A 13,217-nucleotide genomic window follows, 5' to 3' on the forward strand; every position below is an offset into this window, starting at 1 on the left:
CGAGGACCACCGATACGGTTGCGGTACCCATCAGGCGATTCGGAGGTGAACGCAACCGGCATGACGCTGGCAACCGCAGCAGGGCTGGCGCTGGTCGTCGTGCTCATTGCGCTGAACGGGGTATTTGTGGCAGGGGAGTTCTCTCTGCTCGCGGTGGACACGTCCGAGGTGGATGTGAAGGCGGGAGCGGGCAATCGCCGGGCACGTGCCGTTCGAGCGCTGCTGCGACGGCTCAGCTTCCATCTCGGCGGGGCGCAACTCGGCATCACGCTGACGTCGCTGGTGCTGGGCATCATCGCCGAGGGCACCATCGGCGAACTGCTCGTTCGGGCGCTTGGTTCGTGGGCCGAGCCGGCCGTTGCTGCCGCAGCAATCTCGGTGGTCGCCATTGCGCTGGTTGCAGTTACGCAGATGGTGTTCGGCGAGCTGCTGCCCAAGAACTTGGCGGTGTCGCGCCCACTCGGTGTCAGTACTGCGCTGGCGCCCGTGCTTCGGCTGTACGGGATCATCGCTGCACCGGTGACGCTGCTGTTCAACGGGATCGCCAACGCCACCGTGCGGGCGCTGGGCTTGCGGCCGACCGAGGAGCTGCGGATCGTTCGGACCCGCACGAGCTCGAGTACGTGGTGCGCTCGTCGAGGCACCGAACGCTCAGTGACGCGCAGGCCGCGTTGCTCGTGCGGACACTGCGGCTGGGCCGCAAGGACGCGGCGGATGCGCTCACGCCCCGTACGGCCATGTCGTCGCTGGCCGCCGGTGCCACTCTCGACGATCTCGTCGAGTTGGCGCGCTCGAGCGGCCATTCGCGGTTTCCGGTGCTGGGCACCAGCAGTGACGACGTGCTCGGTATCGCCGAGGTGCGCGATGTCTTCCAGATAGCGCCCCCTGACCGCCCGGGCACCACCGTCGAAGCCATCATGCGCCCTGTTGTCGTCGTGGCGGAGAGCCGCAAGCTCGACGGCGTCATGGCCGACATGACTACGGCGGGCTCCCGGCTGTGCGTTGTCGTGGACGAGCACGGTGGCACCGCAGGGATCCTGACGCGCGAGGACATCGCCGAGGAGCTGGTGGGCGACATCGCCGACGAGTTCGACGAACCAGCCATGCTCACGCCGCGCCGGCGCGGCCGGGCGATCGTGCTGTCCGGCACCACGACGCTCGACGAGCTCGAGGAGGCAACCGGCCTCGCGGCGCCCGAAGGCCCTTACGAAACGCTGGCCGGTTTCACCCTTCAGTGCTTCGGCGAGATACCGCCGATTGGCGCCGTTGCTGAGTGGGATGGCTGGCGATTGCAGATCACCGACCGCGACCGCCTCCGCATCGCCGGTGTGCTGGTGAAGGCGCCCGAGCCCGATGGCGTCGAGGGTCTGGGGCTTGGAGGGCAGACATCGTGACCGTGCTGGCGATCATCGTGAGCCTCGTGCTCATCGTGTTCAACGGCGGATTCGTCGCGGCCGAGTTCGGCCTCATTGGCGCGAAGCGAGCCGTTGTCGATGCGCGGGCGGCAGATCGCAAGCCTGCTGCGCTGGCTGCACAGCGCATGCAGTCCGATGTGCTCACCACGCTCGGGGGAGCGCAGCTGGGCATCACGTTGTGCTCGCTCGCCGTCGGTCGCCTTGCCGAGCCAGCGATCTCAGCGCTGATCGAGAGCGCTTTGGAGGGCATTGTCGAGCTTCCCGACACCGTTCTGCACTCGGTGGGCTTCGGCGTCGCGCTCGGCGCGGTGGCAATGGTGCACATGGTGGTCGGCGAGATGGTTCCAAAGAATCTGGCGCTGATCGGGCCCGAGCGGACGCTGTTCGTGCTCGCCCGCCCGATGGCGGCCTACCTGGTGCTCGCCCGGCCAGTGGTGCGCTCGCTGCTTGCGGTGTCCAACGGTGTCTTGCGGGCGCTGCGAATCGAGCCGACGACCGAACTCGCTGACACTGCCACCCCCGCAGAGCTGGGGTACATGGTTCGCGACTCGTACGACGAGGGACATATCGCTGCGGCCGAACGCGAGCTCATCGAACGAGCGCTTCGCTTCGGCGCGGCCACCGTGAGCGAGGCGATGGCGCCCGTCAGCGACGTGGCGGCCGTGCGGCTCGCCGACACGGTCACCGATACAGAGCAGCAGTTCGCGAGAACAGGCCGTACGCGGCTGGTCGTGTTCGGAGACAGCGCCGACGACGTCCGCGGGATGCTGCACAGCAACGATCTTGCAGTGGCGTCCCCCACGGGTGCCGCCGATCTGGCTGACGCCGACCGTCGCGCCACAGCCCGGCCGCCGATCGGCCGGGGGCTCGTGCGTCAGATGCTGCGATTCGAACCGACGACGACGCTCGACGAGGCGCTGCGCCGCATGCAGCGCACGCGGATCCATCTAGCGGTCGTCGCGGACGAGTCGCGACGGACGTTGGGCGTGGTGACACTCGACGACGTGCTGCGCGGCCTCCTCGGCGATCCGCCCGCGACCGTCACATCGCCCGAGAGCTCAGGTACGGCTGGCTAGGCGCCTATGGCGTGGTAGCCGCCGTCGACGTGAAGAATCTCGCCGGTGGTGCTGGCGAACCAGTCCGACATGAGCGCGAGCGTGCTGCGTGCCACGGGCTCGCTGTCACCGATGTCCCAGCCCAGCGGAGCGCGTGCTTCCCACGCTTCCTCGAATTCGGCGAACCCAGGGATCGACTTGGCTGCCATGGTGCGGATGGGCCCGGCCGAGACCAGATTCACCCGGATGCCCTGCGGTCCGAGTGACTTTGCCAGGTACCGCGCCGTCGACTCGAAGGCGGCCTTCGCCACGCCCATCCAGTCGTAGACGGGCCACGCCACGCTCGCATCGAACGTCAGGCCCACCACCGAGCCCTTCGCCTCGGCCAGCAGCGGTGCCATTGGTGACGCCAGCGCGGCGAGGCTGTACGCAGAGATGTGCATCGCGGTGGACACGTCCTCCCACGGTGCGTTGAGGAAGTTCCCGCCCAGACAGCTCGCCGGGGCGAAGCCGATGGCGTGCAGCAGCCCGTCCAAGCGGCCCCAGCGCTGCGTCAGGTCGTCGCGCACCGAGGAGATCTCGTCGGGAGAGGTGACGTCGAGCGGCAGCACATCGCATGCGGAAGGCAGCTTGCGGGCGGTGCGCTCGGTCAGACGCAAGCCCCGACCAGCGCCGGTCAGCACGATCTCCGCGCCTTGCTCCTGGGCCAGCCGGGCCACGTTGAACGCCAGCGACGCGTCCGTCAGCACGCCCGTGATGAGCAGCTTCTTGCCCTCCACGATGCCTTTGCCAGCTCTGGCGCCATCAGCCATGTGCACGCTCCCGTTCGGTGGCACGCGGGCCACCCTCGTGGGATGCCCATTGCCGGAAGCTAGCGCTCGGCCGCAGGCCCGCTCGTGCTGCGGACCCATGCGCTCATTGTCGGATCCGCCGACTGCCCATACCGTTGCACCCGTGGCACCAGACACGACGGGCAACGGGACCGCTGAGGGCATCGGCGTGTCTTCGATCGCACCCATCGACACCGAGCCGACGCGCATCGGCATTATCGGCGGCACCGGCCCTGCCGGAGCAGCGCTGGCCGCTCGGCTCGCCGACATCGGCTGCGTCATCACGCTGGGATCGCGTTCGAAGTACCGCTCGATGGAAGTGGTCGACAACATCATCGACCTCTGGCCCGATCGGCACCTGCGCATCCACCCGGGCGACAACAGCGCGGCGGCGGCCGAGCCGACAGTGGCGATCGCCACACCTTGGGACGCCGCCGCGATCACCGCGAGAGGCGTCGGTGATCAACTGCGGGGCAAGATCGTCGCGACCATGTCGAACGCGCTCGCGCGAGTCGACGACGAATTCGTGCCGCTCATCCCGCCGCGTGGCTCGGTAGCGGCCTCGGTGCAGGCAACGCTGCCCGATTCACGGGTGGCGGCTGCGCTGCAGCATGTGCCGGCCACCGAACTCGGAAACCTTGACGAGCCCCTCCACGGTGACATCCTCATCTGCAGCGACTACCGGGAAGCCACCTGGCACATCGCCGAGATCGTCGACCGCATTCCGGGAGCGCGGGCGCTGGACTGCGGGAACCTCTCGAACGCCACCGCGATCGAGGCCTTCACGGCAGTGTTGTTGCAGCTAAACACGCGGTACCGCTCGCGGGTGGCGCTGCGCCTCGTGGGCCTGGACCACGTTCCGATCAGCGAGCTCGGCGGCGGGCCGAGCCCCGAACCGGTCGCCGACGAGACCGCCGGGGCCCCACGGCGCTGAACCTCCGCAGGGAGGATCGACGCCTCGTTCGACCGGTGGACGACGTCGGGGCGGTGTTGGCGGGGTGATCCCCATACGCGAATTGAGCGTCTGATGCGGCTCTATGAGACTCGGCAACGCCGCATCGTGGAGTTGCGCGCTGGGGCCGGTGACACCGTGCGCATGTACGTCTGCGGCATCACGCCCTACGACGCGACGCATGTGGGCCACGCCGCGACGTTCCTGGCGTACGACGTGTTGCGGCGTCGGCTGCACGATCAAGGCTGCCGAACGCACTGCGTGCGAAACATCACCGACGTGGACGACGATCTTCTGGCCCGCGCCCGTGCCATGGGCGTTCACTACCTGGATCTGGCAGCTGGCTCGCTCGCGGCATTCGACGCGGACATGTCCGCACTCGGGTTGCTGCGGGCCGACAGCGAGCCCCGGGCGACTTCGGCGATCTCGGAGATTCGACGTCTGATCGGCCAGTTGGCGGACAAAGGGCACGCGTATCGCAGCGGCGACGCGGTCTACTTCGATGTCTCGACAGCGGCCCGCTTCGGAGAGCTCTGCGGCCTCGACCGCGCCCAGATGCTGGAGGTGGCGCTCGGGCAAGGCGGCCGGCCTGAAGACCCCCACAAGCGAGACCCGCTGGATTTCGTTCTCTGGCAGCGCTCGGCGCCAGGCGAGCCGGAATGGTCGTCGCTGTGGGGCCCCGGGCGGCCGGGCTGGCACGTGGAATGCTCAGCGCTTGCCTTGGCGCATCTCGGGCACACGATCGATGTTCACGGCGGCGGGAGCGACCTCGTGTTCCCGCATCACGAATGCTCCAAGGCTCAATCAGAAGCCGCAACCGGCCAGCCGTTCGTGCGGCATTGGATGCACGCCGCGATGGTGCGCAACGAGGGCCACAAGATGTCCAAGTCGGCCGGAAACCTCGTGTTCGTGTCCGATCTTCGGGAACGCACCGAGCCGATGGCGCTGCGTCTGGCATTGCTCGATGAGCACTACCGCACCGACTGGGACTGGTCCGAACGCCGGATTGCCGAGGCTGCGAAGCGCCTTGAGCGCTGGCGGGCAGCGGGCCGGGGCGATGGTGCGCTGGCCAGCGTGCGTCAGTGTCTTGACGACGACCTCGACACGCCCGGTGCGCTCGCAGCAATCGACGCGGCAGCCCAAGCCTGCGAGGGTGTCAGTGACGCAGCGGCGCTGCTGGGAGTGGTGCTCTGAGGCATCGCGTCGTTCGTCGCAGGCCCCAGCAGGCACCCCGGTAGCCTCAGCTCAAATGCCCGAGCCGTCGGAATCAGGGGCCGATGCGGCCGATCTCGGCACTGTCGGTCGTGACGATGTTGGCCCTTCGGGTGACCTTGGGTTGGCCGATGTCCGAGACGAGCTTCCCGCCGAGGGGGACCGCGGATTTGTCGGCGCCTACAAGTTCCCCGACAATTCGCGACGCCGCATCACCGGCGCGCTGTGCTTCGCGGTCGGGGTGTGGGCGGCCACAGCCGCCTTTGCAGCGGACTCCGATGCCGTCCTGCTCAATGGAGGGGTCGCCGTCGGAGGGATCGCGCTGGCGCTGGCGGGGCTGTACCAATTCGCCGCCGGACGCCGCTTTGGCGTCAACGAGAACGAAGCGCTTGTCGCGGCAGTGACCGACGTCGGCTTCGCCGTCGGACATGCGAGCGCGCAGCTCGGATGGCGAGGCTGGCTCAGCCGTCCGACGTGGCGAGTGCTCGTGTATTCCGCGGAGGACCCGCCGGAACGCCGCGGCTTGGTCATGGTGGATGCGCTCAATGGAGCGGTACTCGAGCGCTGGGTCGAGGACAATCCCGAGGACTGGATCGAGACGGCGCCGCAGTCCCCATCGTCGGACGAGCCAACCGCAGTGCAGCCCGAGGCCGCGACGGCGATGCCGGATGAACCTGGCGGTGGTGTGTAGCCGTGTTTGACGGCATGTTCCGCAAGGGCGTCGACGGCGTCACAGCGCCGATCGGGCGCGGACTCGCCGCGATCGGCCTGAGTGCCGACATGCTCACCGCCGGCGGCTTGGTGATGTCGGGTGCCAGCGCTGTCGCGATCGGCTCGGGTCGTCTGGGCCTCGGCACGGCGTTTCTCGTGGTAACCGCGCTCGCCGACCTCTTCGACGGCCCGGTAGCGGTCGCACGCGGCACCTCGTCGAGCCGCGGCGCCTTCTTCGACTCGACTGCAGACCGAGTGACCGACGGCTTGCTGCTGGGCGGCATCGCCTGGTACCTCGCCTCCGAGCACGGCGGGCACATCGCTGTGCTGCCAATGGCCGTGCTGGGTGTCAGCGCAGTCATTTCCTACGAGCGCGCAAAGGCCGAGCTGCTGGGCTTCGTCGCAAAGGGCGGCCTCATGGAGCGCGCTGAGCGCACAGTGGTGCTTGCGGTGGCGGTGGCGTTCGAAGTGCTGCTGATCCCGCTGCTGTGGGTGCTGCTGGTGCTCTCTGTGGTGACTGCCGTGACGCGCTTCGCGAAGGTGTGGCGCCAGGCCAGCGCTTCGCCGTCGAAGTGATCGGGGCGCAGCGCTCGCGATGGAGTGACCGAGCGACACTGCTGATGTATCAGGCGGGGGCTACCGCGGCTCGCGCCGTGCCGTTGTGGCTCGGCGAACGGCTTGCGGCGCTCGCGGGACCGCCGCTTTCCCGCCTCATGCCCGAGCGGCGAGCGCTCGTCGAACGACACCAGGCGAGGGCACGTCGATGGGCAATCGAACGCAGCGACGACAGCTCGGCTGGATCGAACGTCGTTGACGCGGCCGATGTGCGACGTGCGACCGATGCGGCATTCAGTTCGTACGCGCGCTACTGGCTCGAGTCATTCCGGCTGCCCGCGCTGAGCGAGGCGGCGCTGGACCGCGGTATCGAGGTGCCCGCGTATCAGCACGTGGAAGCGGCGCTCGAGCGCGGCAACGGCGTCATCTTGGCGTTGCCGCATCTCGGCGGCTGGGAATGGGCGGGATTCTGGATGGCCTCGGTGAACCGGCTGCCGATCACCGTGGTTGTCGAGCCGCTGGATCCTCCGGAGATGTTCGCCTGGTTCGCGCAATTCCGTGAGCGCCTCGGGATGCGGGTGGTGCCGCTTGGCCCGCAAGCGGGTCGGGAAGTGCTCGCAGCGCTGCGACGCAACGAGATCGTCTGCTTGCTGTGCGACCGCGACCTCACGAATGACGGTATCGAGGTCACTTTCGGGGACGAGCGCACGACACTGCCAGCGGGTCCCGCCGTGCTGGCGCTTCGCTCTGGGGCGGCCCTGCTTCCGACCGCGGTGTATTTCCGGCGCGGCGGCGGGCATCTCGGTGTCGTGCGGCCGCCGTTGGACACGCAGCGACACGGTCGCTTCCGCGACAACGTTGCCGAGCTCACCCAGCAGCTCGCGGACGAGCTCGTCGAGCTGATCGTGTCGGAGCCGCATCAATGGCACCTGTTCAACCCCAACTGGCCGTCGGACGAGCCCGAGGGCGCATCAGGCTCCTGACCGCAACGACCACGCTGGCCCAGCGCGAGGGCACCACCTCTGCCGAGACGCGCCTAGCGTTTGCGGCTGTGAGGTTCGTCTCGCAAGGCTCGCTGTGCGTGTGCGGCTCCCCAGGCTCGCTGTGCTGATGCGGCTCCCCAGGCTCGTTGTGCTGATGCGGCTCCCCAGGCTCGTTGTGCTGATGCGGCTCCCCAGGCTCGTTGTGCTGATGCGGCTCCCCAGGCTCGCCCGATGAGAATCGGCATCATTTCGCCGTACAGCCTGACGAGCGCCGGAGGGGTCCAGGTGCAAGTGCTGGGCTTAGCACGCTCGCTGGCCGACCGAGGTCACGCGGTGCGGGTGCTGGCACCGTGTGACGGCGCCCCACCCCAGACCGGCGTCACGCCGCTCGGTGCGAGCATTCCGACCTTCACAAACGGGTCCGTCGCACCCATCGCCCCGGACTTCGCATGCACGCTGCGCACGGTGCGAGCGCTGCGCGACGAGGAATTCGATGTCTTGCACCTGCACGAGCCGCTGTGTCCAGGACCGACCCAGACCGCATTGTTCCTGCGTTCAGCGCCGATCGTTGGCACCTGGCATGCAGCGGGCGAGAGCATGGCGTACTTGGTGCCGGGGACTCGTTGGCTGGCGTCCCGCATAGCAGTGCGGGCGGCGGTGTCTGCCGAAGCTGCGCAGATGGCCACCGACGGTGTCGGAGGCACGTACGAGGTCGTGTTCAACGGCGTCGAGCTGGATCGATTCGACGAAGCCACGGCGATGCGCGTCGGTGGGCCGACGATCGCCTACATCGGCCGACACGAGCCGCGCAAGGGCCTCACGGTGTTGCTCGACGCCATGTCGAAGCTCCCCGAGGGAGTGCGACTGTGGGTGATGTCGCGCGGACCCCAGACCGAGGAGTTGCAGCGCCGGTACCAGCACGATCACCGCATCGAATGGCTAGGTCCGGTCAGCGATGCCGAAAAGCTCGCGCGCATCAAGGGCGCTGACGTGTTCTGCGTGCCGTCGCTGCACGGCGAGAGCTTCGGCGTGGTGCTGCTGGAAGCCATGGCCGCCGGCACACCCGTCGTGGCGAGCGATCTGGCGGGCTATCGAAATGTGGCCCGCGTCGGCGACGAGGCCGAGCTCGTGCCGCCCGGCGATTCCGCCGTGCTGGCCAAGGCGCTCACGCGAGTGCTGGCTCAGCCCGACCGCGCAGCTGATCTCGTGGCCGCAGGCCGACAGCGTGCCGAGCAGTTCTCGATGGCACGTCTGGCGCAGACCTACCTCGACATCTACGAACGAGCAATCGACGGCCGCTCGGCCGCGTCGGGCGCCCAATTTTCCCGTCGCGGTTTCGATCATGGCGGTCCAATGGGTTGAATGGGCGGCGTGGACCCGCTGTTCGTCATTTACCGAAGCCGCGCCGATCGCCTTGTGGCCGAGCTGTGGGCGGTCCACTTGGGGGCGGGAGCGATCCTCGGCGTCTTAGTTGCGGTTCTCAGCCCGCTCGACTGGTGGTCGATGCCGCTGGCGCTTGCGCTGGCGGGTGCCGTCGCGTTGTGGGGACACCGCGCAGGCGAGAAACGGCTTGCGACCGCACTGTGTCCCGAGGATTCGACGATGCTCGGGTCTGCTGGGGCACCGCGGTTGGCCAACATCGTCGACGGCTTGTGCCTGCTTGTCGGCGTCGAGGCACCTTCGCTGGTCGTCTCCGAGAGCCCAGCAGCCAACATCGCTGCGGTCGGCCGTCGATCCGATCAATCCACACTTGTCGTGACGCGCGGTCTCCTCGACTCGTTGAATCTCATCGAGCTTGAGGCCGCCGTCGCTCGTGTGCTGACACAGATCCGCGATGGCCGCACCGCTTACATGACCACGGCGGTGACGACAGTGGGCCTGCCCGCACTCTGGTCGGTCGGCTTGCGGGGCATCGTGCGCTCTCGGCTGGAACGCGAGGCCAGCACCGGCAGCGATTTCGACGCCGATGCTGAGGCTGTGCGGCTGACCCGCTATCCGCCTGGGCTCGCCAACGCGCTCGAGTCGATGTCTGGGGTCGGTGTCGGGGTCGATGCGCCGGCGGTCACGTGGCCGCTGTGGCTGGCTGACCCGAGAGCCGCCACCAGCGCGGCACCCGACGCACTGCCCGACTGCCGCGCAGACCTCGAGGCACGCGTCGCAGTGTTGCGCGAGTTCTGAGACCACCGCAGCGCTCGTACCGACCGGCATTGACGCGCAAGCTGGCTCTTGCGCACTGTTGCGGTGTGGGCCGCGCATGTCCTGCGGCATTGCAACCGGGCAAGCGGCGTTCGGGACGGACAATCCCGTCTGCGCTTCGAGAACCGGCTCGTACACTGACCCCATGAGCACAGGGTCCGCCGAAACCCCAACGCACGCCGCCGCGCCACAGGCGCCCGACGCCGCGCAGAACGCAGGCCTGACGGGGACAGTGCGCGTCAAGCGCGGTCTCGCCGACATGCTCCGCGGCGGCGTCATCATGGACGTCGTCACGCCCGAGCAGGCGAAGATTGCCGAAGATGCCGGGGCCGTCGCCGTCATGGCGCTCGAACGGGTGCCTGCCGACATCCGCCGAGACGGCGGTGTGGCCCGAATGAGCGACCCCGCGATGATCGAGGGCATCCAGGCCATGGTCACGATTCCCGTCATGGCCAAGGCGCGCATCGGCCATTTCGCAGAGGCACAGGTGCTCGAAGCCCTCGGCGTCGACTACATCGACGAGTCCGAAGTGCTCACGCCTGCAGACGAAGCCCACCACATCGACAAGTGGGCGTTCACTGTGCCGTTTGTGTGCGGCGCCACGAACCTGGGCGAGGCGCTTCGGCGCATCTCCGAAGGCGCGTGCATGATCCGCTCGAAGGGCGAGGCAGGCACCGGCAACATCGTCGAAGCCGTCCGGCACCTGCGCTCCATCTGCGGCGACATCCGCAAGATCACCCAGGCAGATTCGGCCGAGCTGTTCGACTGGGCCAAGCAGCTGCGGTCGCCGCTTGGGCTGGTGCAAGAGATTGCCGAGACCGGGCGTTTGCCGGTGCCGATGTTCTGTGCGGGCGGCATTGCCACGCCAGCGGATGCCTCGCTGGTCATGCAGCTCGGCGCGGAAGCCGTGTTCGTCGGCTCGGGCATCTTCAAGAGCGAGGACCCGGGTCCGCGCGCCGAAGCGATCGTTGAGGCGACCACGCACTTCCGCGATGCCTCGGTGGTGGCCAAGGTGAGCCGCGGCCTCGGAACACCGATGAAGGGCCTCGAGATCGACACGCTCGAGACCAAGCTGGCCGAGCGCGGCTGGTAGACGCTGAGCACAGCGACGCCGCAAGGCGTGCCGACAAGCCCGGCGACGCCGCAAGGCGTGCCGACTAGCCCGGCGACGCCGCAAGGCGTGCCGCTTGTCGGAGTCGTAGCGTTGCAGGGTGCTGCGGCTGAGCACGTTGCGGTACTTCGAAGCCTCGGCGCGGGCGCGATCGAAGTTCGCACACCAGCTGATCTCGACGGCGTCGACGCTGTCGTGCTGCCCGGCGGCGAGTCGACCACGATGTCGCACCTGCTGCGGACCAGCGGCCTCTTTGATGCGCTCGAGCAGCGTCTGGCGGCGGGCATGCCCGCCTTCGGGACGTGCGCGGGCATGATCCTGTTGGCCGCCGAGGTGCTCGACGGCCGGCCGGATCAGCGTTCCTTCGGTGCCATCGACATTTCAGTGCGCCGAAACGCCTTCGGCCGCCAGGTAGCGAGCTTCGAAGCCGATGTGCCCACGGCTGGGTTGGACGAGCCGTTTCATGCCGTCTTCATCCGGGCGCCGTGGGTCGAGCGCACCGGCGACGATGTCGAGGTGCTCGCCATCGTTGTGCCCTCGAATTCGGCATCCGGCGCAGACGTGGTTCCTGTCTTGTGCCGATCCGGTCCGATCTTGGTCTCCAGCTTTCATCCCGAGCTGACCGCAGACGACCGCATCCACAGGATCTTCTTGGAAATGGTCGCCACCGCAGGCACATAACGGGTGTGATGGTTGCGGTTGTCGCGGCCGCCGCCGTTCAGCGAGTGCGCGTCAGGCAGAATGTCCGGGCCAGCGCAGGTCACGAGGGAGGCCGGCCGTGTCAGGTCATTCCAAGTGGGCGACGATCAAGCATCGCAAGGGCGCTGTCGACAAGGCACGCGGGAAGCTCTTCGCGAAGCTGATCCGCCAGGTCGAAGTGGCAGCGCGCGAAGGCGGCGGCGACCTCGATTCCAACGCCACGTTGCGCACCATGTACTACAAGGCCCGCGACAACTCCGTGCCGCTGGACACCATCGAGCGGGCGATCAAGCGAGGCACCGGCGAGTTGGAAGGCGTTTCGTACGAGCAGGTCCACTACGAGGGCTATGCGCCCGGCGGTGTCGCCATGTTCGTGGATGTGCTGACCGACAATCGCAATCGGACCGGTTCTGAGATCCGCAGCGTCTTTACGCGCGCGGGCGGCACGCTGGCCGAGCCAGGTGCAGTCGCGTGGCAGTTCCAGCGCACCGGCGTCGTCGTTGTGCCGGCCGAGCCTGACGGCGTCGCAGTCGACGAGGACGATTTGATGCTCGTTGCGCTCGACGCCGGGGCAGAGGACCTCGAGCGCGAAGGCGACATCTGGAGGGTCACGACCGTCCCCGGCGACACGATGGCGGTGCGCGAGGCCATCGAGGCCGCAGGCATCACGGTGAGCTCTGCCGACCTGACCTATGTCCCGCAGAACCTGATCGAGCTCACCGAGGCATCGGCGGCCAAGCAGGTCATGGCGGTGCTCGACGCACTCGACGATCACGACGACGTGCAGGGCGTCTACGCCAACTTCGACATCAGCGAGTCATTGCTCGAAACCATCGCAGGCTGACCGCCGTGACGCCGGACCGCCCGGCGGAGGGCGGGCCATGTCTGGCGTGTGCGGGCCGGGTGCCATACACGAGCTGAGCCGCAGCGCTGGGTACGGTGGTACCGATGTTCGTACTGGGGATCGACCCGGGCCTCTCACGCTGCGGGTATGGCGTCGTCGAGCAGGTACGAGCGACGGGTCCCGTCGCCAGCAGAACCGAAGCCGTGGCGCTCGGAGTGATCCGCACGCCGCCTGATCAGCCGGTGCCCGAGCGACTCGCTTCCCATCAGCGCGAGATACAGGCGTTGATTGCGGAATTCGAACCGTCCGTCGTGGCCGTCGAGCGGGTGTTCTTTCAGTCGAATGCTCGGACCGCTATCGGCGTGGCGCAGGTGGCAGGGCTCGCAATGGCCGCAGCCGCCGCAGTCGGTGTCGAGGTCGTCGAGTACACGCCAACGCAGATCAAGCGGGCGGTTGCGGGATGGGGCGGCGCCGACAAGGACCAGATGCAGCGCATGGTCCAAGAACTGTTGCGCCTGCGGGAGCCGCCCCGGCCCGCCGACGCCGCTGACGCTGCGGCAGTGGCCCTCTGCCACCTGGCGCAGGCCCCGCTGCACGAGTTGGCTGCGCGCGGTGGCCCTCGCGTGCCCCAGGCCACACCCCGGTGAGCTGCGT

The 13,217-nt window shown here is 68.2% G+C and carries 15 protein-coding genes; 14 read left to right on the forward strand and 1 reads right to left on the reverse strand.

Going from position 1 to position 13,217, the window contains the following annotated elements:
- Positions 1 to 45: 45 nt before the first annotated feature.
- Genes ACQY5K_RS19320 through ACQY5K_RS19330 form a run of 3 tightly spaced genes read left to right on the forward strand, consistent with a single transcriptional unit; the run spans position 46 to position 2,491 of the window.
- Positions 46 to 879: a CNNM domain-containing protein gene (locus tag ACQY5K_RS19320; RefSeq protein WP_428118828.1), complete on the forward strand. Its 834-nt coding sequence runs from the start codon at positions 46 to 48 to the stop codon at positions 877 to 879.
- Positions 816 to 1,394: a transporter associated domain-containing protein gene (locus ACQY5K_RS19325; protein WP_428118831.1), complete on the forward strand. Its 579-nt coding sequence runs from the start codon at positions 816 to 818 to the stop codon at positions 1,392 to 1,394. The genes ACQY5K_RS19320 and ACQY5K_RS19325 overlap by 64 nt, the downstream gene beginning before the upstream one ends.
- The gene (locus tag ACQY5K_RS19330) at positions 1,391 to 2,491 is read left to right on the forward strand and encodes a hemolysin family protein (protein WP_428118834.1); all 1,101 of its coding nucleotides are present in this window, start codon (positions 1,391 to 1,393) and stop codon (positions 2,489 to 2,491) included. The genes ACQY5K_RS19325 and ACQY5K_RS19330 overlap by 4 nt, the downstream gene beginning before the upstream one ends.
- Here the strand turns inward: ACQY5K_RS19330 and fabI are convergent.
- Positions 2,488 to 3,282: an enoyl-ACP reductase FabI gene (gene fabI / locus ACQY5K_RS19335; RefSeq protein ID WP_428122786.1), complete on the reverse strand. Its 795-nt coding sequence runs from the start codon at positions 3,280 to 3,282 to the stop codon at positions 2,488 to 2,490. The two genes, ACQY5K_RS19330 and fabI, sit on opposite strands and share 4 nt — an antisense overlap.
- A gap of 142 nt (positions 3,283 to 3,424) precedes the next feature.
- Here fabI and npdG point away from each other — a divergent pair, with 142 nt between their 5' ends.
- The 11 genes from npdG to ruvC all read left to right on the forward strand — a co-directional run bounded on the left by npdG (position 3,425) and on the right by ruvC (position 13,210).
- Positions 3,425 to 4,234, forward strand: coding sequence for an NADPH-dependent F420 reductase (npdG, locus tag ACQY5K_RS19340; RefSeq protein ID WP_428118836.1), 810 nt, complete (start codon positions 3,425 to 3,427; stop codon positions 4,232 to 4,234).
- A 93-nt stretch (positions 4,235 to 4,327) separates the two neighbouring features.
- Entirely contained in the window at positions 4,328 to 5,446 is a 1,119-nt protein-coding gene (locus ACQY5K_RS19345; RefSeq protein WP_428118839.1) for a class I tRNA ligase family protein, read from the forward strand.
- 55 nt (positions 5,447 to 5,501) lie between these two features.
- A complete protein-coding gene (locus ACQY5K_RS19350) occupies positions 5,502 to 6,155 on the forward strand; it encodes a hypothetical protein (protein ID WP_428118842.1) in 654 nt (217 codons plus the stop codon).
- Positions 6,156 to 6,157: 2 nt separating this feature from the next.
- Complete coding sequence (locus ACQY5K_RS19355) at positions 6,158 to 6,751, forward strand: CDP-alcohol phosphatidyltransferase family protein (protein ID WP_419920547.1); 594 nt, start codon at positions 6,158 to 6,160, stop codon at positions 6,749 to 6,751.
- Positions 6,748 to 7,713, forward strand: a complete 966-nt coding sequence (locus tag ACQY5K_RS19360; protein WP_428122788.1) for a phosphatidylinositol mannoside acyltransferase — start codon at positions 6,748 to 6,750, stop codon at positions 7,711 to 7,713. Before ACQY5K_RS19355 ends, ACQY5K_RS19360 begins: the two co-directional genes overlap by 4 nt.
- A gap of 231 nt (positions 7,714 to 7,944) precedes the next feature.
- On the forward strand, positions 7,945 to 9,075 hold the full coding sequence (locus tag ACQY5K_RS19365; protein ID WP_428118846.1) for a glycosyltransferase family 4 protein: 1,131 nt from the start codon (positions 7,945 to 7,947) through the stop codon (positions 9,073 to 9,075).
- A complete protein-coding gene (locus ACQY5K_RS19370) occupies positions 9,076 to 9,891 on the forward strand; it encodes a hypothetical protein (RefSeq protein WP_428118849.1) in 816 nt (271 codons plus the stop codon).
- Between the two features lie 163 nt (positions 9,892 to 10,054).
- Complete coding sequence (pdxS, locus tag ACQY5K_RS19375; RefSeq protein WP_428118851.1) at positions 10,055 to 11,002, forward strand: pyridoxal 5'-phosphate synthase lyase subunit PdxS; 948 nt, start codon at positions 10,055 to 10,057, stop codon at positions 11,000 to 11,002.
- A gap of 57 nt (positions 11,003 to 11,059) precedes the next feature.
- On the forward strand, positions 11,060 to 11,701 hold the full coding sequence (gene pdxT, locus ACQY5K_RS19380; RefSeq protein WP_428118853.1) for a pyridoxal 5'-phosphate synthase glutaminase subunit PdxT: 642 nt from the start codon (positions 11,060 to 11,062) through the stop codon (positions 11,699 to 11,701).
- Between the two features lie 97 nt (positions 11,702 to 11,798).
- Positions 11,799 to 12,563 (forward strand): YebC/PmpR family DNA-binding transcriptional regulator, encoded by a 765-nt coding sequence (locus ACQY5K_RS19385; RefSeq protein WP_428118856.1) that lies wholly within the window; start codon positions 11,799 to 11,801, stop codon positions 12,561 to 12,563.
- 104 nt (positions 12,564 to 12,667) lie between these two features.
- Positions 12,668 to 13,210, forward strand: a complete 543-nt coding sequence (gene ruvC, locus ACQY5K_RS19390) for a crossover junction endodeoxyribonuclease RuvC (RefSeq protein ID WP_428118858.1) — start codon at positions 12,668 to 12,670, stop codon at positions 13,208 to 13,210.
- The last annotated feature ends 7 nt before the right edge of the window (positions 13,211 to 13,217 follow it).

It is taken from the genome of Candidatus Poriferisodalis sp. (assembly GCF_965262965.1).
GTDB lineage: Bacteria > Actinomycetota > Acidimicrobiia > Acidimicrobiales > Poriferisodalaceae > Poriferisodalis.

What these genes read in the sequence shown, in the direction of transcription:
- fabI (WP_428122786.1), bottom strand. Translation starts at nt 3,282, where the DNA reads ATGGCTGATGGCGCCAGAGCTGGCAAAGGCATCGTGGAGGGCAAGAAG.
- ACQY5K_RS19345 (WP_428118839.1), top strand. Translation starts at nt 4,328, where the DNA reads ATGCGGCTCTATGAGACTCGGCAACGCCGCATCGTGGAGTTGCGCGCT.
- ACQY5K_RS19350 (WP_428118842.1), top strand. Translation starts at nt 5,502, where the DNA reads ATGCCCGAGCCGTCGGAATCAGGGGCCGATGCGGCCGATCTCGGCACT.
- ACQY5K_RS19365 (WP_428118846.1), top strand. Translation starts at nt 7,945, where the DNA reads ATGAGAATCGGCATCATTTCGCCGTACAGCCTGACGAGCGCCGGAGGG.
- ACQY5K_RS19370 (WP_428118849.1), top strand. Translation starts at nt 9,076, where the DNA reads ATGGGCGGCGTGGACCCGCTGTTCGTCATTTACCGAAGCCGCGCCGAT.
- pdxS (WP_428118851.1), top strand. Translation starts at nt 10,055, where the DNA reads ATGAGCACAGGGTCCGCCGAAACCCCAACGCACGCCGCCGCGCCACAG.
- ruvC (WP_428118858.1), top strand. Translation starts at nt 12,668, where the DNA reads ATGTTCGTACTGGGGATCGACCCGGGCCTCTCACGCTGCGGGTATGGC.